This is a genomic window from Streptomyces sp. H27-C3, assembly GCF_030063415.1.
Lineage (GTDB): Bacteria > Actinomycetota > Actinomycetes > Streptomycetales > Streptomycetaceae > Streptomyces.
Genome location: NZ_JASITA010000005.1, coordinates 133,800 through 155,300, shown reverse-complemented (window position 1 = coordinate 155,300; position 21,501 = coordinate 133,800). Strand labels below are relative to the sequence as shown.

Annotated in this window: 20 protein-coding genes; 14 read left to right on the top strand and 6 right to left on the bottom strand. The window is 71.3% G+C overall.

Annotated features, from left to right (window positions below; translation table 11 throughout):
- The first annotated feature begins 47 nt into the window (after positions 1-47).
- Positions 48-1,298, top strand: coding sequence for a hypothetical protein (locus QMK30_RS06805; protein WP_283516253.1), 1,251 nt, complete (start codon positions 48-50; stop codon positions 1,296-1,298).
- 91 nt (positions 1,299-1,389) lie between these two features.
- On the opposite strand, the gene QMK30_RS06800 is transcribed toward QMK30_RS06805, so the two are convergent.
- Entirely contained in the window at positions 1,390-2,661 is a 1,272-nt protein-coding gene (locus QMK30_RS06800; protein ID WP_283516252.1) for a glycosyltransferase 87 family protein, read from the bottom strand.
- A gap of 99 nt (positions 2,662-2,760) precedes the next feature.
- On the opposite strand from QMK30_RS06800, the gene QMK30_RS06795 reads away from it, so the two are divergent.
- The gene (locus QMK30_RS06795; protein WP_283516251.1) at positions 2,761-3,903 is read left to right on the top strand and encodes a glycosyltransferase family 4 protein; all 1,143 of its coding nucleotides are present in this window, start codon (positions 2,761-2,763) and stop codon (positions 3,901-3,903) included.
- A gap of 112 nt (positions 3,904-4,015) precedes the next feature.
- Here QMK30_RS06795 and QMK30_RS06790 read toward each other — a convergent pair whose 3' ends face one another.
- Positions 4,016-5,812: an AMP-dependent synthetase/ligase gene (locus QMK30_RS06790; protein WP_283516250.1), complete on the bottom strand. Its 1,797-nt coding sequence runs from the start codon at positions 5,810-5,812 to the stop codon at positions 4,016-4,018.
- 289 nt (positions 5,813-6,101) lie between these two features.
- Between QMK30_RS06790 and QMK30_RS06785 the strand changes: the two genes are divergently transcribed.
- From QMK30_RS06785 to QMK30_RS06760, 6 genes are all read left to right on the top strand, one after another.
- Positions 6,102-6,851, top strand: a complete 750-nt coding sequence (locus QMK30_RS06785; protein WP_283516352.1) for a metallophosphoesterase family protein — start codon at positions 6,102-6,104, stop codon at positions 6,849-6,851.
- A 71-nt stretch (positions 6,852-6,922) separates the two neighbouring features.
- Positions 6,923-7,372 carry an SRPBCC family protein gene (locus tag QMK30_RS06780; RefSeq protein ID WP_283516249.1) on the top strand — a complete coding sequence of 150 codons (450 nt, stop codon included), beginning with the start codon at positions 6,923-6,925 and terminating at the stop codon, positions 7,370-7,372.
- A gap of 7 nt (positions 7,373-7,379) precedes the next feature.
- Complete coding sequence (locus QMK30_RS06775) at positions 7,380-8,588, top strand: ArsA family ATPase (protein WP_283516248.1); 1,209 nt, start codon at positions 7,380-7,382, stop codon at positions 8,586-8,588.
- 84 nt (positions 8,589-8,672) lie between these two features.
- Positions 8,673-9,173, top strand: a complete 501-nt coding sequence (locus tag QMK30_RS06770) for a DUF5304 domain-containing protein (protein WP_283516247.1) — start codon at positions 8,673-8,675, stop codon at positions 9,171-9,173.
- A 57-nt stretch (positions 9,174-9,230) separates the two neighbouring features.
- Positions 9,231-10,172 carry an ROK family glucokinase gene (locus tag QMK30_RS06765; RefSeq protein WP_283516246.1) on the top strand — a complete coding sequence of 314 codons (942 nt, stop codon included), beginning with the start codon at positions 9,231-9,233 and terminating at the stop codon, positions 10,170-10,172.
- 84 nt (positions 10,173-10,256) lie between these two features.
- Positions 10,257-11,000, top strand: coding sequence for an endonuclease/exonuclease/phosphatase family protein (locus tag QMK30_RS06760; RefSeq protein ID WP_283516245.1), 744 nt, complete (start codon positions 10,257-10,259; stop codon positions 10,998-11,000).
- Positions 11,001-11,168: 168 nt separating this feature from the next.
- On the opposite strand, the gene QMK30_RS06755 is transcribed toward QMK30_RS06760, so the two are convergent.
- Together QMK30_RS06755 and QMK30_RS06750 are read right to left on the bottom strand one after the other, a co-directional pair.
- Complete coding sequence (locus tag QMK30_RS06755; RefSeq protein WP_283516244.1) at positions 11,169-11,855, bottom strand: hypothetical protein; 687 nt, start codon at positions 11,853-11,855, stop codon at positions 11,169-11,171.
- Positions 11,848-12,627, bottom strand: a complete 780-nt coding sequence (locus QMK30_RS06750) for an alpha/beta hydrolase (protein ID WP_283516351.1) — start codon at positions 12,625-12,627, stop codon at positions 11,848-11,850. Before QMK30_RS06750 ends, QMK30_RS06755 begins: the two co-directional genes overlap by 8 nt.
- A 274-nt stretch (positions 12,628-12,901) precedes the next feature.
- On the opposite strand from QMK30_RS06750, the gene QMK30_RS06745 reads away from it, so the two are divergent.
- The 5 genes from QMK30_RS06745 to QMK30_RS06725 all read left to right on the top strand — a co-directional run bounded on the left by QMK30_RS06745 (position 12,902) and on the right by QMK30_RS06725 (position 17,959).
- On the top strand, positions 12,902-13,681 hold the full coding sequence (locus QMK30_RS06745; protein ID WP_283516243.1) for a lysophospholipid acyltransferase family protein: 780 nt from the start codon (positions 12,902-12,904) through the stop codon (positions 13,679-13,681).
- Between the two features lie 22 nt (positions 13,682-13,703).
- Positions 13,704-14,933, top strand: coding sequence for a MacS family sensor histidine kinase (gene macS / locus QMK30_RS06740; protein WP_283516242.1), 1,230 nt, complete (start codon positions 13,704-13,706; stop codon positions 14,931-14,933).
- A complete protein-coding gene (locus QMK30_RS06735; RefSeq protein WP_283516241.1) occupies positions 14,930-15,619 on the top strand; it encodes a response regulator in 690 nt (229 codons plus the stop codon). Before macS ends, QMK30_RS06735 begins: the two co-directional genes overlap by 4 nt.
- Before the next feature lie 148 nt (positions 15,620-15,767).
- Positions 15,768-16,796 (top strand): 6-phosphofructokinase, encoded by a 1,029-nt coding sequence (locus QMK30_RS06730; protein WP_283516240.1) that lies wholly within the window; start codon positions 15,768-15,770, stop codon positions 16,794-16,796.
- A 140-nt stretch (positions 16,797-16,936) separates the two neighbouring features.
- Positions 16,937-17,959 (top strand): 2-hydroxyacid dehydrogenase, encoded by a 1,023-nt coding sequence (locus tag QMK30_RS06725; RefSeq protein WP_283516239.1) that lies wholly within the window; start codon positions 16,937-16,939, stop codon positions 17,957-17,959.
- A gap of 10 nt (positions 17,960-17,969) precedes the next feature.
- Here QMK30_RS06725 and QMK30_RS06720 read toward each other — a convergent pair whose 3' ends face one another.
- Both QMK30_RS06720 and QMK30_RS38700 read right to left on the bottom strand, forming a co-directional pair.
- A complete protein-coding gene (locus QMK30_RS06720) occupies positions 17,970-19,844 on the bottom strand; it encodes an anthranilate synthase family protein (RefSeq protein WP_283516238.1) in 1,875 nt (624 codons plus the stop codon).
- A gap of 88 nt (positions 19,845-19,932) precedes the next feature.
- Positions 19,933-19,989 (bottom strand): trp operon leader peptide, encoded by a 57-nt coding sequence (locus QMK30_RS38700; RefSeq protein ID WP_502963081.1) that lies wholly within the window; start codon positions 19,987-19,989, stop codon positions 19,933-19,935.
- 107 nt (positions 19,990-20,096) lie between these two features.
- On the opposite strand from QMK30_RS38700, the gene QMK30_RS06715 reads away from it, so the two are divergent.
- Positions 20,097-21,452 (top strand): class II 3-deoxy-7-phosphoheptulonate synthase, encoded by a 1,356-nt coding sequence (locus tag QMK30_RS06715; protein WP_283516237.1) that lies wholly within the window; start codon positions 20,097-20,099, stop codon positions 21,450-21,452.
- Positions 21,453-21,501 lie beyond the last annotated feature (49 nt).

Sequence of the window (21,501 nt, the reverse complement as noted above, 5' to 3'; positions counted from 1 at the left end):
CCCCGGCGGTCTGATCGCGACGCGCCCCGGCACGTACGATCGGCAGGGTGGCAGGTCAGTGGCGGGGTACGGGACGAGGCCGGTGGGCGGGACAACTGCTCGCCGTGCTCCTCCTCGTCCCCGCGTGCTCGTCCCCCGGCGAGCCCGGGGGCAGCGCGGCCCGGGACGTCCAGCGGACCCTGGACCGCAGGGCCGCCGCCGTGGTCGACCGTGACGAGGCCGCCTATCTGGCCCCGGTCGACCCCCGCGCGGACGGGCTGCGGGTGGCCGAGCGCCGGGAGTTCGCGAATCTCGCGCAGGTGCCGCTGCGCTCCTGGGCGTACCGGCTGACCGGATTCGACCGCACCGGCGAGGGGCGGGCCACCGCCCGGGTCGAGCTGAGCTACCGGCTCGACGGGTACGACAGCGCAGCGGTGAAGGCCACCGAGGAGCTGGACCTGACGCGGCGGGACGGGCGCTGGTACGTCGCGGCCGAGAGCCCCGGTAAGGCCGAGGGCGGCCGGTATGGTGGCGCCGCGCGGCAGCTCTGGGAGCAGGGCAGGGTCACGGCCGTGCGCGGCACGCACAGCCTGGTGCTCGGCGTCGGCCAGAGCGAGCGGCGGCTGCGCGAGATCGCGAACGCCGCGGACCGCGCGGTGCCCGCGGTCGACCGTGCGTGGCAAGGCCGGTGGGCGCGGCGCCTGGTCCTCCTGGTGCCCTCCTCCGTCGGCGGCATGGCCTCGCTGCTGGGCGGTCGGGCCGCCGGATACCGGGGCATCGCGGCCGTCACCACCGGAGAGGCGGGCGGCTCGGGCACGGCGCCCGCGGACCGGGTGATCGTGAACCCCGACGCCTACGCGGTGCTCGGCGCCTTCGGGCAGCAGATCGTCCTCGCCCATGAGTCGGCCCACGTCGCGACCCGAGCCCATACGTCCGCCGCCACCCCGATGTGGCTCTCTGAGGGCTTCGCGGACTGGGTGGCGTACCGCGGCACCGGACGCACCGCGGACGAGGCCGCCCCCGAACTGGCGCGCGCGGTGCGCGGCCGGGACCTGCCCGCCGCCCTGCCCACCGACCAGGCCTTCGGCTTCGGAGGGGACGCGGACGCCCTGGCGCGCGCGTACGAGGGCGGCTGGCTGGCCTGCAGGCTGATCGCCGAGGAGCGGGGCGAGAAGCGGCTGACGGCCTTCTATCGGGCCGTCGGAGGGCATGCGCAGCGGGAGGGCGCGGTCGAGAAGGCGATGCAGGAGCAGCTCGGGACCACGCCCGAGGACTTCACGGTGCGGTGGCGCGCGTATCTGCGCGAGCGGCTGGGCTGAGTGCCTGCGCGGGGGTGCCCCTGGCCGCGCTGGGCGCCCACGCAGGGGTTGGCAGTGGCCGCGCTGAGCGCCCGTGCGATCGGCACGTGCCTCAGGAGGCAAGCAGCTCGGGTTCCTTGTCGGGGGCGGGCCGGGCGGGCAGCGGGTGCGTGGCTCGGCGGCGCGGTTCGGAGACCGTCTGCTGCCACAGGCGGCGGCAGGCGAGCAGGGTCGCCGCGAGCAGCAGACCGTTGCGCACGGCCAGCAGCAGCAGGCCCAGCCAGTCGCTCGCCACCACGTGCGAGAACCAGATGGGGAACTCCAGCAGGGTGACGCCCGTCGCGGCCAGCACCAGGTGCGCCGGACGGTCCATCCGGCTGCCGCGAAAGGCCAGACAGACGGCCGCGAGACCGACCAGCCACAGCAGATACTGCGGACTGATCACCCTGCTGGTCGTGGTGAAGAGCAGGACGGCCGCGAAGGCCGCGTCGCACGGCGTGGACGTGCCGAACGCGCGGGCCCGCAGCCGCCACAGCAGCAGCCAGCCGAAGGCCAGCGCGGTCAGCCCCATCGCGGCCGTACTGACCAGGGAGACGTACGGGCCGAGGAACTCCACCGAGCCGTAGTTGAGCAGGACCTCGCCACGCCAGCCGAAGTGCCTGGCGGTGTGGAAGACGAGGCCGCCCAGCGACTCGACCTCGGTGCCCCGGTCGCGCTGGAAGGTGAGGAAGGCCAGCGACCCCGGCATGGTGAGGGAGAACAGCAGCAGCAGCGTGGCCGACGTTACCGCCGCCGCCGTCCACGCCGACCGGGTCGCACGCGCGCGTGGCGCGGCGACGAGCAGCAGGATGGGCCAGACCTTCAGGAGCGCGCCGAGGCCCGCGAGCGCCCCCATGGTGCGCGGGTGACGCGCCCCGGCGAGCAGAGCGGCGACGGCGACCGCCGTGACCATCACGTCGTATCGGGCGTACGCCGTCGGGCCGAGCAGCGGCAGTCCCGCCAGCCACACCCACGCGCCCGCGTACCGCTTGCCGGGACGCCCTCCCGCGTACAGCAGCAGCCCCATGACGAGCGCGTCCGCGAGACAGGCCAGCACGAAGAACGCCGAGGCGTAGCCGAGGAACGGCAGCAGGGCGGGGGCGAGGACCGTGAGGGCCGCGGCGGGCGGGTACTGCCAGGTGATGTCGTCCAGCGGGAAGGTGCCGGTGCGCAGCACCTCGTACCAGCCCTGGTAGATCACCGACACATCGCCGGTGACGTCCGGGCCCGGCAGGTTGAGCACCTTGAAGACACACAGCAGCAGCACGGTCCTGGTGAGGACCCACAGGGCGACGCATCGTGCGATGGGGCGTCTTGTGATGCTTGTGGGGCATGTGCCTGTCATGGCCGCCTCGTCCGTTTCGTGGGTGGTTGGCGGACACATGATGCAGGGCGCGCCCGGCCGGGAGCCAAGACCCTGGGCCGTTCGGTACTGTCGGCGACGATGCACAAGACCTTGATCGTGACCAATGACTTTCCACCCCGCCCCGGCGGCATCCAGGCGTTCCTGCACAACATGGCGCTGCGTCTGGACCCCGAGCGGCTCGTCGTCTACGCCTCGACGTGGAAGCGCGGCCAGGAGGGCGCCGACGCCACCGCGGCCTTCGACGCCGAGCAGCCCTTCACCGTCGTACGGGACCGGACGACGATGCTGCTGCCGACCCCGCGCGTCACCCGCCGCGCGGTGGGGCTGCTGCGCGAACACGGCTGTACGTCGGTGTGGTTCGGGGCGGCGGCGCCGCTCGCCCTGATGGCCCCGGCGCTGCGCAGGGCGGGCGCCACCCGGCTCGTCGCCACCACGCACGGCCACGAGGCGGGCTGGGCCCAACTGCCAGCCGCCCGGCAGTTGTTGCGCAGGATCGGCGAGGGCACGGACACGATCACCTACCTGGGCGAGTACACGCGCTCGCGGATCGCCGGCGCGCTCACGCCCGAAGCCGCGGCGCGGATGGCCCAGTTGCCGCCCGGCGTCGACGAGAAGACCTTCCACCCAGGCTCGGGCGGTGACACGGTCAGGGAACGGCTCGGGCTCGCGGACCGGCCCGTGGTGGTGTGCGTCTCCCGGCTGGTGCCGCGCAAGGGCCAGGACACGCTGATCCTGGCGATGCCCCGGATCCTGCGCGCGGTGCCGGACGCGGTGCTGCTGATCGTGGGCGGCGGACCGTACGCCGAGCAACTGTCGAAGCTGGCCGCCGAGACCGGCGTCACGGACTCGGTGCGCTTCGCAGGACCGGTGCCCTGGGCGGAGCTGCCCGCGCACTACGGCGCCGGTGACGTTTTCGCGATGCCCTGCCGCACGCGCCGGGGAGGCCTCGACGTCGAGGGGCTCGGCATCGTCTACCTGGAGGCCTCGGCCACCGGCCTGCCCGTGGTGGCGGGCGACTCGGGGGGTGCGCCCGACGCCGTACTGGACGGGGAGACCGGCTGGGTGGTGCGTGGCGGCTCCGCCGAGGAGTCGGCCGACCGTGTCGTCACGCTGCTCCAGGACCCCGCGCTGCGACGGCGGATGGGGGAGCGAGGGCGGGAGTGGGTCGAGGAGAAGTGGCGCTGGGACCTGCTCGCGGGGAAGCTCAAGGCGCTGCTCTGAGCGGCCTCTGACGCCCTCTCGGGGGAGTGGACGACCGATGGAGCCCGGGTCGCGGGCTCCATCGGTGTCGGTCCATGGGGGCCGTGAGCCCGGCCCCGGCCTTCAGGGCCGATCAGCCCCGGTAGAGCGCTTCGATCTCGTCGGCGAAGTCCTTTGCCACCACGTTGCGCTTCAGCTTCAGCGACGGCGTGATGTGCCCGGCCTCCTCTGTGAACTGGTTCGGCAGTACGCGGAACTTGCGCACCGACTCGGCCTTGGACACCGCCGCGTTCCCGTCGTTCACGGCCTGCTGGACGACCGCGAGCAGATCCGTGTCGTCGCGCAGCTCCACCGCGGTCGACCCGGCCGGCTTGCCGTTCTCCGTGGCCCAGCGGCCCAGGAAGTCCTCGTCCAGGGTGACCAGCGCGCCCACGAACGGTCGCCCGTCGCCCACCACCATGCACTCGGCGACCAGCGCGTGTGCCCGGATGCGGTCCTCGATCACGGCGGGGGCGACATTCTTGCCGCCCGCCGTGACGATGATCTCCTTCTTGCGGCCGGTGATCGCGAGATAGCCGTCCTCGTCGAGCGTGCCGATGTCACCGGTGTGGAACCAGCCGTCGGTCAGTGCCTCCACGGTGGCGGTCTCGTTGTTCCAGTAGCCCGAGAAGAGGTGCTCGCCGTGCAGCAGCACCTCGCCGTCGTCCGCGATCCGCACCACCGAACCGGGCAGCGGCTGGCCGACCGTGCCGATCTTCTGCCGGTCCCACGGGTTGAAGGCCGTCGCCGCACACGACTCGGTGAGGCCGTAGCCCTCCAGGACCGTGAAGCCGATGCCGCGGAAGAAGTGGCCGAGGCGCTCACCGAGCGGGGCGCCGCCGGAGATCGCGTACTCGCCGCGCCCGCCGAGCACCGCGCGCAGCTTGCCGTAGACCAGCCTGTCGAAGACCTTGTGCTTCAGCTTGAGCCCGAGGGCCGGGCCCTGCGGGGTGCCGAGCGCGCGGCTGTAGGCGATCGCGGTGTCCGCCGCCCTGTCGAAGATCTTGCCCTTGCCGTCGGCCTGGGCCTTGGCCCGCGCCGAGTTGTAGACCTTCTCGAAGACGCGCGGCACACCGAGGATCAGCGTCGGCCTGAAGGAGGCCAGCTCATCGGTGAGGTTCTTGATGTCCGGTACGCAGCCGAGCTTGATCGGCGCCATCACCGCCGCCACCTCGACCAGCCGCCCGAAGACATGCGCGGCCGGCAGGAAGAGCAGCACCGAGCACTCGCCCGTACGGAACAGTGGCTTCAGGCGCTCCACCGCGTTGCCGCACTCCGCGAAGAAGCTGCGGTGGCTGAGCACGCAGCCCTTGGGGCGGCCTGTGGTGCCCGAGGTGTAGACGATCGTCGCCGGGTCGTCCGCCTTGGCGGCGGCGCTCCGCTCGTCGACGGTCTCCTCGGTGACTCCGGCGCCGGCCGAACACAGCTGCCCGACGGCGTCCCGGTCGATCTGCCAGATGTGTTCGAGGGCGGGCAACCCCTCGCGTACGGACTCGACCGCTGCGCGGTGTGCGTCGTTCTCGATGATCACGGCGGTCGCACCGGAGTCGCCCAGGATCCACTGGACCTGCTCGGCGGAGCTGGTTTCGTACACCGGCACGGTGACCGCGCCGGCGCTCCAGATCGCGAAGTCGAGCAGCACCCACTCGTAGCGGGTGGCTGACATCAGGGCGACCCGGTCGCCCGGCTGGACGCCGGACGCGATCAGGCCCTTGGTGGCGGTGCGGACCTCGGCGAGGAATTCGGTGGCGGTGACGTCCGCCCAGGCACCTTCGACCTTGCGGCTCATGACCGCCACGTCTGGATGCTGAGCGGCATTGCGGCGGATGAGATCCGTCAGGTTGCCGTCCGTAGGGACCTCGTACAGGGCCGGAAGGCTGAACTCGCGCAAGACTGCTGCTCCTCATCGGGCGCCGGCGCCACGTCAGTGTGCGCGTCGGCTGCGGTCCAAGATCGGGCAGGTGCTCAGTGGGGTGAGCACGACTGGACTGCCCGGACGTTACCCACGAGTACTGGGTTCCGGATAGGGGGTCCTGGCCAGATGTTCGCTGCGTCACACGTCGTGGCGATGCTCTGCGCAGACTAGTGCACCCTCATGACGGCCCTGAAGTAACCGCAGGTCCGGCCCCCTCTACCGTGGCTGAGCAGGGAGTCCTAGGGTGATCTCCATGCGAGTGCATGTGGTCAGTGACGTCCATGGGAACGCGAAGGATCTCGCCAAGGCGGGAGAAGGCGCCGACGCCCTGGTCTGTCTTGGTGACCTGATCCTGTTCCTCGATTACGCCGACCACTCGCGCGGCATCTTCCCCGACCTTTTCGGCGTCGAGAATGCCGACCTCATCGTGGAACTGCGCACCGCCCGCCGCTTCGAGGAGGCCCGTGACCTGGGCCGCAGGCTGTGGGTGGGCCTCGACCGCAAGGCCGCGACCGAGACCGCGGTCCGCAAGCAGTACGCCGAACTCTTCGCCGCCTTCCCCACTCCGACGTACGCCACCTACGGCAACGTCGACATGCCGGACCTCTGGCCGGAGTACGCCGGGCCGGGCACCACGGTCCTCGACGGCGAGCGCGTCGAGATCGGCGGCCGCGTCTTCGGCTTCGTCGGCGGCGGCCTCAGGACGCCGATGAACACGCCGTACGAGATCGACGAGGAGGAGTACGCCGCCAAGGTCGAGGACCTGGGCGAGGTCGACGTGCTCTGCTCGCACATCCCGCCCGAGGTACCGGAACTGGTGTACGACACCGTGGCGCGCCGCTTCGAGCGCGGCAGCAGGGCCCTGCTCGCCGCGATCCACCGCACCCGCCCCCGGTACGCCCTCTTCGGCCATGTCCACCAGCCGCTGGCCCGCCGGATGCGGGTCGGCGCGACCGAGTGCGTGAACGTCGGGCACTTCGCGTCCACCGGCCGCCCCTGGGCACTGGAGTGGTGACCTGGCCGATCGCGGTAGCCTTCACGCGGCACGCACCCCCTGACCGGAACCGCACTGGAGGAGCCACAGCGATGGCGGAACACACCAGCTCGAGTATCACGATCGAGGCGACACCGGCCGACGTGATGGGCGTGATCGCCGACTTCGCCCGCTACCCCGACTGGACCGGCGAGGTGAAGGAGGCCGAGGTACTGGCCACCGACGCGCAGGGCCGCGCCGAGCAGGTGCGCCTGCTTCTGGACGCCGGGGCGATCAAGGACGACCACACCCTGGCCTACACCTGGACCGGCGACAACGAGGTGAGCTGGACGCTGGTCAAGTCCCAGATGCTGCGCGCCATCGACGGCTCGTACAGCCTCAGGGCCGTGGACGGCGGCAGCCGCACCGAGGTCACCTACCAGCTGACCGTCGACGTCAAGATCCCGATGCTCGGCATGATCAAGCGCAAGGCCGAGAAGGTCATCATCGATCGCGCGCTGGCCGGTCTGAAGAAGCGCGTCGAGTCCGGCCCGAAGGCCTGATCGCCCGATGCGTACGGTCCTCGTCACCGGCCTCGGAGGCGCGGGCCGCACCACTGTCGCCGCGGCGACCGCACTCGCGGCCGCCCGCAGCGGGCAGCGCGTCCTGCTGCTCTCCACCGACCGGGACGACACCCTGGGCGCGGTCGTCGGCGCACCCACCGGCGCCACGCCCACAGAGGTGGCGCCCGGCCTGTGGGCCGCGAGGACCGACTCGGGCACCCACTTCCGCAGGGAACTCCTCGCCCTCCAGGAGCGGGCCGGGTCGTTGCTCGACCTGCTCGGCGCGAACCGGCTGACCGACGAGGAACTGACCGAGCTGCCGGGCAGCGAACAGTTCGCGCTGTTGCACGCGCTACGCGCGCGAGACGCCGGGAACGGCCACGGTTCGTCCAGCGCCAGCCACGACCTGCTGGTCGTCGACATGCCCGCGCTGCCCGAGACCCTCGCCGTGCTCGCTCTCCCCGAACAGCTGCGGCGCTACCTGCGGCGGCTGCTGCCGGCCGAGCGCCAGGCGGCCCGCGCCCTGCGGCCCATGCTCGCCCAGCTCGCCGGCGTCCCGATGCCCGCGCAGTGGCTGTACGAGACCGCCGCCCGCTGGGATGTCGAACTGGCCGCCGTCCAGGCCCTGATAGAGGACGCCGGCACGACCGTACGACTGGTCGCCGAGCCCGGCCCGGCCGGGGCCGACGCGCTGCGCACCGCCCGCACCGGCATCGCCCTGTTCGGCCTGCGCGTCGACACGCTGGTGGCGAACCGGGTACTGCCGCAGGACTCCCCGGACACCTGGCTGGCCATGCTCGCCGCCCAGCAGCAGAAGTGCCTGACCCAGTGGCACGAGGAGTGGTCGCCGGCCGCGCCGCCGCGCGAAGCGCGCCACCTCGGCCGGGACCCGCGCGGCCTCGACGACCTCGCACTGCTGGGGGAGGGGCTCGGGCCGGAGGCGCCGGTGCCCGCCGGGGCACTCTGGGAGGTGGAGGACCGGCTCGCCGACGACGACGTCCTCATCTGGCACCTGCCTCTGCCCGGCGCGGTCAAGGACGAGCTGTCGCTGGTCCGCCGCGGCGACGAACTCGTGCTCACCGCGGGCCGGTTCCGCCGCATAGTCGCCCTCCCCTCCGCGCTGCGCCGCTGTACGGTCTCCGGCGCGGGCCTCACCGACGGCGTCCTGCGCCTGCGGTTCACGCCGGACCCGCAGCTGTGGCCGCGGGTCCAGTGAACGCCGTACCACCATTCGGGTAACGTCGGTGGTACGAGGCGTACGTACCGTACGAACCGCCACCCTGCCGCAGGAGTGTCCGCCATGAGCGATGCCACTGAGCCCGCGCCCCAGCCCACCGAGGCCGCCGACGCCGACGCCTGGGCGAAGGCCTGTGCCGAGGACCTCGCCGCCGAGAAGGCCCGCCGCCGCACTCAGCAGGGGATGCCGCAAGGATCCGCCGCCGACGAGCTGCGCAGGCTCGTCGAAGCGGTCGCCGACAAGGTCTCCTCCCTTCAGACGCCAGTGCTCGGCATGGCCGCCCAGGGAGCCGCCCGGCAGCTGATCAACCAGGCGAAGTCCGCCGTCGAGCCGGTCATCGAGCGCAACCCCGACGTCTTCGACCATCTGGCCGCGGCCGGTGGCGAGCTGCTCGCCGCGTACCGCTCCGCCGTCGAGGGCCAGGAGCGCCGCTGGACCCGCGGGCCCGAGGGGCCCGACAGGTCCCAGGAACCCCGGGAATCCCAGAAGCCCCAGGGCCACAAGAACGACGACGGCGAGGGCCCGGACGGCCCCCCGTCGGGCGAACACATCGATCTGGACTGAGCTGCTCCTCGGGTACGGTTGCCCGTTAGCGGGGCACGACCGAAAACTGAGGGAAAAATGGGACTCACCATCGGCGTCGACATCGGCGGCACGAAGATCGCGGCAGGCGTGGTCGACGAAGAGGGCACCATTCTCGAAACACACAAGGTGCCGACGCCGCCGACCGCCGAGGGCATCGTCGACGCGATCTGCTCGGCCGTGTCCGCGGCCGGAAAGGGCCAGCAGATCGAGGCGGTCGGCATCGGCGCCGCCGGCTACGTCGACGACAAGCGTGCCACCGTCCTCTTCGCGCCGAACATCAACTGGCGCCATGAGCCGCTGAAGGACAAGGTCGAGCAGCGCGTCGGCCTGCCGGTCGTCGTCGAGAACGACGCGAACGCGGCGGCCTGGGGCGAGTACAAGTTCGGTGCCGGCCAGGGCCACGAGGACGTCATCTGCATCACGCTGGGCACCGGCCTCGGCGGCGGCATCATCATCGGCAACAAGCTGCGCCGCGGACGCTTCGGCGTGGCAGCCGAGTTCGGGCACATCCGGGTCGTTCCCGACGGCCTGCTGTGCGGTTGCGGAAGTCAGGGCTGCTGGGAGCAGTACGCGTCCGGGCGCGCCCTCGTCCGGTACGCGAAGCAGCGCGCCAACGCCACCCCGGAGAACGCCGAGATCCTCCTCGCCCTGGGCGACGGCACGGTCGAAGGCATCGAGGGCAAGCACATCAGCGGAGCCGCCCGGCAGGGCGACCCGGTGGCTGTCGACTCCTTCCGCGAGCTGGCCCGCTGGGCCGGCGCGGGCCTGGCCGACCTGGCCTCGCTCTTCGACCCGTCGGCGTTCATCGTCGGCGGCGGCGTCTCGGACGAGGGCGAGCTGGTCCTCGACCCGATCCGCAAGTCGTTCCGGCGTTGGCTCATCGGCGGCCAGTGGCGGCCGCACGCCCAGGTGCTCGCCGCGCAGCTGGGTGGCAAGGCGGGCATGGTCGGCGCGGCCGACCTGGCCCGCCAGGGCTGAGGCTCCGGGCTCCACGCCAGTACGTAAGGCAGCGCCCGCCGTGCCCTCTGTGGCCACGGCGGGCGCTGCCCTATGTTGATCGGCATGGCGACTGGCATGCTGCCCGAATCCCGTACGGAGGCCGATGGTTCGGCCGTGATCCGTGTCCTGAGCTACAACATCCGCTCGATGCGCGACGACGAGGACGCGCTGGCCCGGGTGTTCCGCGCGTGCGAACCCGACCTGGTGCTCGTGCAGGAGGCGCCCCGCTTCTTCCGCTGGCGCAAGCACGCGGCGCGGCTCGCGGCCAAGAGTGACCTCGTGGTGCTGAGCGGCGGCGCCACCGCGTCGGGGCCGCTCCTGCTCTGCTCGCTGCGCGCGAGGGTGGAGCGGACCGACGACGTACTACTGCCGCGTACGCCGGGGCTGCATCAGCGCGGCTTCGCGACGGCGGTGGTGCGGATCGGGGGCGCGAGGCTCGGGGTGCTGAGCTGCCACCTCAGCCTCCAGGGCAAGGAGCGCTACGCGCAGGCGGGGATGCTGCTGGACCGGCTCGCGGCGATGGGCGTGCAGCACGCGATCGCGGGCGGCGACCTCAACGACCGTCCGGACGGGCGGGCGTTCGGACGTCTGGCGGCGGGGCTTCAGGACTGCTGGGCGACGGCTCCGTGGGGCGGCGAGTACACCTCGACGCCGGACCGCCCGCACCAGCGCATCGACGCGGTCTTCGCGACGCGGGGCGTCGAAGTCCTGGGCTGCGGCGTCCCGTTGTACCTGCCGGACACGGACCTGAGAGCGGCGACGGACCACCTGCCGGTGCTGGCGGCGGTGCGGGTACCAGCGGGGTAGGGGCACCCCGGTTCTCCAGCGCCGGACGGGCTGAAAGACCTCTTTCAGCCCGTCCGGCGCTGGAGGACACGCCCGCAGGGCGTCCGGGGGTCTGGGGCTCGCCCGCAGTTTCGGGAAGGGGCGGGGTGGGGAACAGCCCACCGCTCCGCGCCCGACCACCGCTCCGCGCTACACCACCGCTCCGCGCCCCGGGTCGTCCTCGCCCTCTTCGTCCTCGTGGGCCATCCGCCCCACCAGCGTGCCGAAGCCGCCCAGGAACCCGCCGACACCGGCCAGCGTGAGCCACCAGGTCATGTCCCACTGGAGCAGCACAGCGACGAGCAGCAGCAGCGGCCCACCGATGACCGCGAGCCAGGCGAACCTGGCCGTGGTGTCCGCGGACGGCAGCGGCGGCGGCTCCGGCGGGACGAAGTGCCCCTCGTCGCTCGTACCGGGGTCGTCGTCGGCGGGCTCCGCCACCGAGTAGTTGCGCGGGCTGCCGACACCGGGGGCGAAGACCACGGAGCTGCCGAGCGGCCTGCCCGGCTCCGGGTCCGGCTCGGCCTCGGGCTCCCGGTCCTTCTTCAGCGACTTCTCGGACTGACCGGACTGACCGGACTGGTCCGCGCCGCCGTCCGTGGCGCTGCTGTTGCGCTCGCCCTCCAGCAGCGTCAGATCCTCGATCGACTTGAACGGCTTCGCGCCCGGCGGATCCGGCGGCTCGTCCCCGTACCCGGCGACGATCGCCGCCCAGACGGAGTCCTCGTCCAGGGGCTTCCCGGCAGGGTCGGCGGCGGCATCGGCGCCGGCCGGCGCCGTCTCCTCCGGCTCCCGTTCCTCCTCGCGGCCCGCAGGCTCCGCGTCGTGCTCAGCCACCGGTGCTGCTCCCCTTCTTCCCGACACTCGGAGCGAGGCGGCCGATGAACGCATCGCTCTCGTCGAAAATCCGCTCCGCGTCATGGTCCAACGTCGCGACGTGGTAGCTCTGTTCCAGCACCACCTCGGTGACATCCATGGAGGAGACCCGGCTGAGGATGCGGGCCGAGTCGGCGGGCGGCACCACATGGTCCTGCGGGCTGTGCAGCAGCAGCAGCGGCTGGGTCACCTGGGGCAGTTCGGTGTCGACGATCCGGAAGAAGTTCCGCACGGAGTGTGCTGCGTGCAACGGGACGCGGTCGTAGCCGACCTCCTCCGAGCCTTCCTTGGCGATGTCGCTGCGCAGCCCCTTGGTCGTACGGACCAAGTGGCGGGCGACCGGCAGTGCGTACGCCGACAGGCCGTGCACCTTGTTGGCCGGGTTGACGACCGCGATACCCGCGATGTCGTGCCCGTGCCTGGCGGCCAGCCGCAGCGCCAGCGCCCCGCCCATCGAAAGGCCGAAGACGAAGACCTGCGTGCACCGCTCCAGAAGCACGCGCAGCTCGCGATCGACCTCCGCGTACCAGTCCTGCCAGCCCGTGACCTGCATGTCCTCCCAGCGCGTGCCGTGGCCGGGCAGCAGCGGCAGGGAGACGGTCAGCCCGCGCTCGGCCAGATGATCGGCCCAGGGGCGCAACGACTGCGGGGAACCGGTGAAACCGTGACAGAGGAGGACGCCGACCTCTCCGCCCTCGTGGCGGAACGGCTCGGCTCCAGGAAGGACCGGCACCGGGGTCTCCTGTTCGTAGGGCTTCATAGGACTTCGTCAGCTTCCACAAGGCCTCGTACGGCAAAGCCTCATACATCCCATAGGCCGCCATAAGGCTTCAGAAAGCCGGGATGGCGAGGGGGTGTCGAAGATGTAGTTCACCGTACGCGACCGGACCGACACCGACCAGGTCCGCCGGCCCTCTTGTGCGCCGCCCGGTGAGCCGCCTTCGGAGAGAGAGCGCAGGCCCGGCGCGGGTTATGGTCGGTGCGACAGACAAAGGAAGGCAGTCGAGTTGATCTACGGCGCAATGAAGTTCTCCATCGGAGGGTCGCTGAAGCTTGCTTTCAGGCCCTGGGTGGAGGGCCTCGAAAACATCCCCGACGAGGGGCCGGCGATCCTCGCGAGCAACCATCTGTCCTTCTCGGACTCCTTCTTCCTGCCCGCGGTCCTCGACCGCAAGGTCACGTTCATCGCCAAGGCGGAGTACTTCACCTCCCCCGGCGTGAAGGGGAAGCTGACGGCGGCCTTCTTCAAGGGCGTCGGCCAGCTGCCCGTGGACCGCTCGGGCGGTCGCGGCGCCGGTGAGGCCGCGATCAACGCAGGCATCGAGGTCATCAAGGGCGGCGGACTCTTCGGCATCTACCCGGAGGGCACCCGCTCCCCGGACGGCCGGCTCTACCGCGGCAAGCCGGGAGGCCTCGCCCGGGTGGCGCTGGCCACCGGCGCACCGGTGATCCCGGTCGCGATGATCGACACCGAGAAGATCCAGCCGCCCGGCAAGGTCGTGCCCAAGCTGATGCGTCCGGGCATCCGGATCGGCAAGCCGCTGGACTTCAGCCGCTATCACGGCATGGAGGGCGACCGGTTCATTCTCCGGTCGGTGACCGATGAGGTCATGTACGAGATCATGAAGCTGTCCGGCCAGGAGTATGTCGACGTGTACGCGACCGCAGCCAAGCGGCAGATCGCGGACGCGGAGAAGGCGGCCAAGGCCGAAAGGGCGGAACGGGAAAAGGCGGAGAAGGCAGAAAGGGCGGAACTCGCCGACAAGGCGGAACGGTCCGGCGCGTAACCGCGTCAGCCCGGGGGTGGGGATGATGGCCAAGGCTCAGCGCGAGCGGGTCGTGCGCATGTCGGTCGAGCAGCCGCTGTGGCGTGCGCTGACCGCGTACCGCGTCCTGACGATGCTCTACGCGGTACTCCTGTTCGTGTTCACCCGGCAGAAGTTCGAGCGCCCCTGGGTGGCGGTCGCCTTCCTCGCGGTGATGGCCGTCTGGACGTTCGTCACGCTCCCCAAGGTGGCGAACGCGGCGAGCTGCACCAAGCGCTTCCTCGGCGCCGACCTCACGGTCGCCCTCACCGGCATCCTGCTCACCCCGCTCGCCGACGCGCAGGCCCAGCAGGTCGACGGCCCCACCCTGCCGACGATATGGACCGCGGGCGCCGTCCTGGCCTTCGCGATCAAGGGCGGCTGGCGCTGGGCGGCCTTCGCCTCCAGCTTTGTCGCCGTCGCCAACATCATCGAGCGGGGCCACCCCAGCCGGGACACCTTCCACAACGTCCTGCTGGTGTGGGTCGCCTCCATCGCGATCGGTTACGTCGTCGAGGTCGCCCGCGCCTCCGAGCGCACCCTCGCGCGGGCCCTGGAGATCGAGGCCGCGACCCGCGAGCGGGAGCGGCTGGCCCGCGACATCCACGACAGCGTGCTCCAGGTGCTCGCCATGGTGCAGCGCCGGGGCAACGCGCTGGGCGGCGAGGCGGCCGAGCTGGGCCGGATGGCGGGAGAGCAGGAAGTGGCGCTGCGCACTCTGGTGTCCAGCGGCCTGGTGCCTGCCACCCGGGTCTCGGAGGACGCGGCGCAGGGCGCGGTGGTCCGTAGCGTCGAGGTCGACGAGGAGCACGGCTCCGACAGCGGTGGGCCGTGCGATCTGCGCTCGCTGCTCGCCGCGCACGCCGGGTCGAGAGTGAGTTTCGCCGAGCCCGGCGCCCCGGTCCTGCTGGAACCGGCGGCGGCCAGGGAGCTCGCCGGGGCTGTCAGCGCCGCACTGGACAATGTGCTCAGGCACGCCGGCGAGGACGCCCAGGCCTGGATCCTGGTCGAGGACTGGCCGCAGGAAGTGGTCGTGACGGTGCGGGACGACGGGCCGGGCATCCCGGAGGGCAGGCTCGCGCAGGCCGAGGGGGAGGGGCGGCTCGGTGTCGCCCAGTCGATCCGCGGGCGTCTGCGCGACATCGGTGGCACGGCCGAGCTGATCTCGGTGCCGGGGCAGGGTACGGAAGTTGAACTGAAGGTTCCACGGGGGAAGGCAGGACAGGCGCGATGAGCGACCAGAGCGATCAGAGCGAGCACACGACGATCCGGGTGATGGTGGTCGACGATCACCCGATGTGGCGGGACGCGGTCGCCCGCGACCTGGCCGCCGCGGGCTTCGACGTGGTCGCCACGGCGGGCGACGGCCCGCAGGCGGTGCGCCGGGCGAGGGCCGTCATGCCCCAGGTCATGGTCCTCGACCTAAATCTGCCGGGGATGCCCGGCGTCCAGGTCTGCAAGGAGCTGGTCGGCACCGACCCGGGCCTGCGCGTCCTGGTCCTGTCGGCGAGCGGTGAGCATGCCGACGTACTGGAAGCGGTGAAGTCCGGCGCGACGGGCTATCTGCTGAAGTCGGCCGGCCCCGAGGACCTGATCGACGCGGTGCGCCGCACGGCCGCGGGCGACCCGGTCTTCACCCCCGGCCTGGCCGGGCTGGTCCTCGGCGAGTACCGCCGCCTCGCCTCCGACCCGGCCCCCGCCGCGTCCAACGAGCCCAAGGCCCCGCAGCTCACCGAGCGCGAGACCGAGGTGCTGCGGCTGGTCGCCAAGGGGCTCTCGTACAAGCAGATCGCCGAGCGCCTGGTGATCTCGCACCGCACCGTCCAGAACCACGTGCAGAACACCCTCGGCAAGCTCCAGCTGCACAACCGTGTGGAGCTCGTGCGATACGCGATCGAACGCGGCCTCGACGACGCCTGACAGCGGCGCCGGAGGGCGCATCCCCGGCAGGGCTCGGTGAGCAACGCCTGTTTTTTACAAGGGAATTGACCTTTCGCCCCATGTCGCTGTGACCTGGATCACCACTAGCGTGGCGGCTCACAGCCGGCTGTGGCGAAGGGACAATTCCATGCGGGTAGGAGTACTGACCGGGGGCGGCGACTGCCCCGGGCTCAACGCGGTCATCCGCGCAGTCGTCCGCAAGGGCGTGCAGGAGTACGACTACGACTTCATCGGCTTCCGGGACGGCTGGCGCGGTCCCCTCGAAGGCGACACCGTGCGGCTGGGAATCCCGGAGGTGCGCGGCATCCTGCCGCGCGGCGGCACCATTCTCGGCTCCTCGCGCACCAACCCCCTCCGGGCCAGGGACGGCATCCGCCGGGTCAAGGAGAACCTGGCCGAGCACGAGGTCGACTCGCTCATCGTGATAGGCGGCGAGGACACCCTCGGTGTCGCCGCGCGGCTGTCCGACGAGCACGGCGTCCCCTGCGTCGGCGTACCCAAGACCATCGACAACGACCTGTCCGCCACCGACTACACCTTCGGCTTCGACACCGTGGTCGGTATCGCGACGGAGGCGATCGACCGCCTCCACACCACCGCCGAATCGCACATGCGCGTCCTCGTCGTCGAGGTCATGGGCCGGCACGCGGGCTGGATAGCCCTGCACTCCGGGCTCGCGGGCGGGGCGAACGTCATCCTCATCCCCGAGCAGCGCTTCGACGTCGACCAGGTCTGCGGCTGGATCACCTCCCGCTTCAGGGCGTCGTACGCCCCGATCGTCGTCGTCGCGGAGGGCGCGATGCCCAAGGACGGCGAGCTGGTCCTCAAGGACGGCACGATGGACTCCTTCGGGCACGTCCGGCTTTCGGGCGTGGGGGAGTGGCTGGCCAAGGAGATCGAGAAGCGCACCGGCAAGGAGGCCAGGACCACCGTCCTGGGGCACGTCCAGCGCGGCGGCACACCGAGCGCCTTCGACCGCTGGCTGGCCACCCGCTTCGGGCTGCACGCCATCGACGCGGTGCGCGACGGCGACTTCGGCAAGATGGTCGCGCTCCAGGGGACGGACATCGCGCGGGTCCCGATCGGCGAGGCGACCGCGAGGCTCAAGACGGTCGACCCGAAGCTCTACGCCGAGGTGGGTGTCTTCTTCGGCTGATCCCTCCGCCCGGGGTTCCGGGCGGCTCCCGGGTCGGTCTCCCGGGCGCGGCCGAGCTGTGGGCCGTATATTCGCGATGACCGGCCCACAGCCCGCTTTTGGCCGTCCTTGGCCCTACTTGAGGACTTGAGGGAAAACTCGTGGAAATCCTGGCATTCGGCGTGCAGGCCGACGAGAAGCCCCTGATCGAGAAGGCCTTCGCAGGAAACCACGCCCTGGAGGTCGGCTGCCGCAGTCTCGACGTGTTCCTCACCGAGGACACCGCGCCCATCGCCGCCGGGTACGAGATCATCAGCTCCAGCGTCAACTCCGACCTGGGGGCGAGGGTCCTTCGCGCCCTGGCGGCCGGTGGAACGAAGATGATCGCCCAGCGCTCCACCGGGTTCAACAACATCGACCTCGACGTCGCCCGGGAGCTCGGGATGACCATCGCCCGCGTCTCGTACTACTCCCCGTACTCGGTCGCCGAATTCGCCTGGACCCTCGCGATGGCGGTCAACCGCCGCATCGTCCGCGCCGCCGGCCGCACCCGCGACTTCGACTTCCGCCTCGACGGGCTGCTGGGCCGCGACATGCGGGGGCGCACGGTGGGGGTCGTCGGCACCGGCAAGATCGGTGAGGCGTTCACCCGGATCGCCCATGGCTTCGGCATGAACCTGCTGGGCTGGGACATCGCGCGGAATCCCGTCTGCGTCGAGCTGGGCATGAAGTACGTCGAGCGCGGCGAACTGCTCGCCGCGTCCGACGTGATCAGCCTGCACGTTCCGCTGATGCCGGCCACCCACCACCTCATCGACGCGGACGCGCTGCGGTCGATGAAGGACGACGCGATCCTGGTGAACTCCAGCCGCGGTGGGCTCGTGGACACCGACGCGCTGGTCGACGAGTTGCGGCTGGGGCGCTTCGCGGGGGTGGGCCTGGACGTGTACGAGGCCGAGGCGGGGCTCTTCTTCCTGGACAAGTCGCTGGTGGCCGTCGAGGACGACACCCTGGCGCGGCTGATGACCTTCCCGAATGTGCTGGTCACCTCGCACCAGGCGTACTACACGGTGGACGCGGTGGGGGAGATCGTCGCGGTGACCGTCCAGAACGTCGAGGACTATCTGGCAGGCCGCCGCAGCGACAATGTGCTGGTCCCGGCGGGCGCGCCAGGACCCGCGTGAGACCCACCGGTTACGGCGCCACCGAGGCCGTCAGTCCGGCCAGCAGCTCGCTCACGATCGACGCCCCGCGCAGCGTCAGCACCGACTCCGGATGGAACTGGACCGAGGCGAAGCCCGGCCCCCGCAGCGCGTGCAGCTCGCCCGACGCCCGGTCACGGCTGACCTCGACCCCGTGGGCGGCCAGCTCCTCGGTCGCCGCGTCACCGCAGTGCGCGGCGAAGCTGTTGTAGTAGCCGACCGTCTCCGGGCTCCCGAAGAGGTCGATGCGCTCCTGCGCCCCCTGGTACGGCGCGTCCTTGCGCACGATGCCGAGCCCCAGCTCCGCCGCGATCAGCTCGTGGCCGAGGCAGACCCCGAGCACTCCGTGGGCGTGCGAGCCCAGCAGCTCCGCCGTCAGCGCGCGCAGCGCCAGCATGCGGGGGTCGGTCGTGTCCGCCGGGTTGCCGGGACCCGGACCCAGCACCACCGGGCCCACATGGCCGATAACCGTCTCGCGCAGCCCCGGCTCGTCGTAGCGACGTACCGTCACATCGAGCCCCGAGGCCCGCAGCAGGTGCGCCAGCATCGCGGTGAAGGTGTCCTCGGCGTCCACCACCAAGGCGTGCCCGGACAGGGTGGACGGCAGGGTCTGCATGCGCAGCCAGAAGGGGGCGAGATCGGCGCGGCGGGCCTCCAGCGCGGCCTGGACCCGCGGGTCGTCCGCCAGCCGGGGCCGCACGCCGGTGACCCGCGGCCGCCCCTCCCGCACCCCCAGCGCGGCCAGTACCCCCGCCGCCTTCGCGTGTGTCTCGGCGACCTCGCTCGCCGGGTCCGAGTGGCGCACGAGCGTCGCCCCGACGGGCACCCGCAAGCGGCCCTGCGGCGAGATGTCCGCCGTACGGATCAGAATCGGCGAGTCCAGGGTCTGCGTCCCGCCCTCGTCGCGCCCGATCAGCGCCAGCGCCCCCGCGTAGTAGCCGCGGCCCCCGACCTCGTGCCGTTCGATGACGCGGCACGCGTTCTGCACGGGCGAGCCGGTGACCGTCGCCGCGAACATGGTCTCCCGCAGTACTTCGCGCACATCCAGCGAGGAGCGGCCCCGCAGCTCGTACTCGGTGTGCGCGAGGTGCGACATCTCCTTGAGCCGGGGCCCGACGACGACCCCGCCCATGTCGCCGACCGTGCACATCATCTTGAGTTCCTCGTCGACGACCATGGAGAGCTCCTCGGTCTCCTTGCGGTCACCCAGGAAGGTCAGGAGCCCCTCCACATCCGGCTCGCCCGCCGGGTAGCGGTAGGTCCCGCTGATCGGGTTCATCACGACCGTCCCGCCGGACATCCGCACATGCACCTCCGGGCTGGCGCCGACCAGGGTGCGCTCCCCGGTGTGCACCACGAACGTCCAGTACGCGCCGCGCTCCCCGGCGAGCAGCCGCCGGAACAGGGCCAGTGCGTCGGCCCGGCCGAAGCCCGGGATCTCGCCGGTGTACGTCCGGCGGATGACGAAGTTCGCGCCCTCGCCCTGCCCGATCTCGTCCTCGATGACCCGCCGGACGATCCCCGCGTACTCCTCGTCGTCCACGTCGAAGGCGCCGCTCTCGACCCGCACGCCGTGCGTCGGCAGCTGGGCCAGTGCCTCGTCGAGCGGCAGCTCGTACGTCTCGTCGGCGACCAGCACGCTCAGCGGCGTACCGTCGTCACGCACGTCGAAGCCGCGCTCCCTGATCTGCCGGAACGGCACCAGGGCCAGGGCGGGCGGACCATCGGCCGGGATGTCGGCGAGGTGCTCGACCTCACGCACGGAGCCGATCAGGACTTCGACGGTGTCGTGGTCGCGCCCGGGTGTGCGCCTGCGCAGCAGCGCGAAGGGCGGACAGTCGTCGCCGAGCAGCCTGTCGATGAGCATGGGATGCGTTCCTTCCGGAGAGGAGGAACGGCCCGAAACAAAAAGGCCGCCCTCCGGGGCGGCCTTCGCGTTGTCTGGGTACGCGCGATCAGTGGGCCGCTGGATGAGCGGTCCACCACCAGGTGTGGTTCAAGTGCGCGAACATGAGGTGGATCGTAGCGCAAGGTCTGGCCCGCGAGGCGCTGTCTCAGCGGCTGTCTCAGTGGGCGGTCGGGTGCCGACGAGACAATGACGACCCCGTACTCTTGTGGCGTGATCGTGAAAGCTGAATCCCAAGGCGTCGCCGCCAAGGCGACCTGGCGAGACCTTCCCGCGGCGCAGCAGCCCGAGTACCCCGATGCCGAGGCCCTGCGCGATGTGATCGCGGAGCTCGAGTCGTATCCGCCGCTCGTCTTCGCGGGCGAGTGCGACCAGCTGCGTGCCCGACTGGGAGCCGTCGCCAAGGGCGAAGCGTTCCTGCTGCAGGGCGGTGACTGCGCCGAGGCCTTCGACGCGGTGTCCGCCGACCACATCCGCAACAAGCTCAAGACCCTCCTCCAGATGGGCGCGGTGCTGACGTACGCCGCGTCGGTGCCCGTCGTGAAGGTGGGCCGGATCGCCGGTCAGTACTCCAAGCCGCGCTCCAAGCCGACCGAGACCCGCGACGGCGTGACCCTGCCGACGTACCGCGGCGACTCCGTGAACGGCTTCGAGTTCACCGAGGCGTCCCGGATCCCGGATCCGGACCGGCTGAAGCGGATGTACCACGCGTCCGCGTCCACGCTGAACCTGGTGCGCGCCTTCACCACCGGCGGCTACGCCGACCTGCGCCAGGTGCACGCCTGGAACCAGGACTTCGTGAAGTCGTCCCCGTCCGGGCAGCGTTACGAGCAGCTGGCCCGCGAGATCGACAACGCGCTGAACTTCATGAAGGCCGCGGGCACCGACCCGGCCGAGTTCAAGACCGTGGAGTTCTACTCCTCGCACGAGGCGCTGCTGATGGACTACGAGTCCGCGCTGACCCGCGTCGACTCCCGCACGGGCCGCCTGTACGACGTGTCCGCGCACATGGTGTGGGTCGGTGAGCGCACCCGTCAGCTCGACGGCGCGCACATCGAGTTCGCCTCGCAGATCCGCAACCCGATCGGCGTGAAGCTGGGCCCGACGACCACGGTCGACGAGGCGCTGCAGTACATCGAGAAGCTCGACCCGGAGCGCGAGCCCGGCCGGCTGACCTTCGTCGTCCGGATGGGCGCCGACAAGGTCCGCGACAAGCTCCCCGAGCTGGTCGAGAAGGTCTCGGCCTCCGGCGCCACCGTGGTGTGGGTCACCGACCCGATGCACGGCAACACCTACGAGGCCGCGTCCGGCCACAAGACGCGTCGCTTCGACGACGTGCTCGACGAGGTCAAGGGCTTCTTCGAGGTCCACAAGGGCCTCGGCACACACCCGGGCGGCATCCATGTCGAGCTGACCGGCGACGACGTCACCGAGTGCGTGGGCGGCGGCGACGAGATCTTCGTCGACGACCTGCACCAGCGCTACGAGACGGCCTGCGACCCGCGGCTCAACCGCAGCCAGTCGCTGGACCTGGCGTTCCTGGTGGCCGAGATGTACCGGGATCAGTAGATATCTGAGCAGGAAAATGACTGTGGGGCGCGGATCGAATGTGATCCGC

Bases quoted from the DNA above. Each gene is read 5' to 3' on its own strand.
- QMK30_RS06775 (WP_283516248.1), top strand. From the start codon at position 7,380: ATGCGTACGGTCCTCGTCACCGGCCTCGGAGGCGCGGGCCGCACCACT.
- QMK30_RS06720 (WP_283516238.1), bottom strand. From the start codon at position 19,844: ATGCTCATCGACAGGCTGCTCGGCGACGACTGTCCGCCCTTCGCGCTG.
- QMK30_RS06770 (WP_283516247.1), top strand. From the start codon at position 8,673: ATGAGCGATGCCACTGAGCCCGCGCCCCAGCCCACCGAGGCCGCCGAC.
- QMK30_RS06730 (WP_283516240.1), top strand. From the start codon at position 15,768: ATGCGGGTAGGAGTACTGACCGGGGGCGGCGACTGCCCCGGGCTCAAC.
- QMK30_RS06780 (WP_283516249.1), top strand. From the start codon at position 6,923: ATGGCGGAACACACCAGCTCGAGTATCACGATCGAGGCGACACCGGCC.
- QMK30_RS06765 (WP_283516246.1), top strand. From the start codon at position 9,231: ATGGGACTCACCATCGGCGTCGACATCGGCGGCACGAAGATCGCGGCA.
- QMK30_RS06735 (WP_283516241.1), top strand. From the start codon at position 14,930: ATGAGCGACCAGAGCGATCAGAGCGAGCACACGACGATCCGGGTGATG.
- QMK30_RS06760 (WP_283516245.1), top strand. From the start codon at position 10,257: ATGGCGACTGGCATGCTGCCCGAATCCCGTACGGAGGCCGATGGTTCG.
- QMK30_RS06800 (WP_283516252.1), bottom strand. From the start codon at position 2,661: ATGACAGGCACATGCCCCACAAGCATCACAAGACGCCCCATCGCACGA.
- macS (WP_283516242.1), top strand. From the start codon at position 13,704: ATGATGGCCAAGGCTCAGCGCGAGCGGGTCGTGCGCATGTCGGTCGAG.
- QMK30_RS06795 (WP_283516251.1), top strand. From the start codon at position 2,761: ATGCACAAGACCTTGATCGTGACCAATGACTTTCCACCCCGCCCCGGC.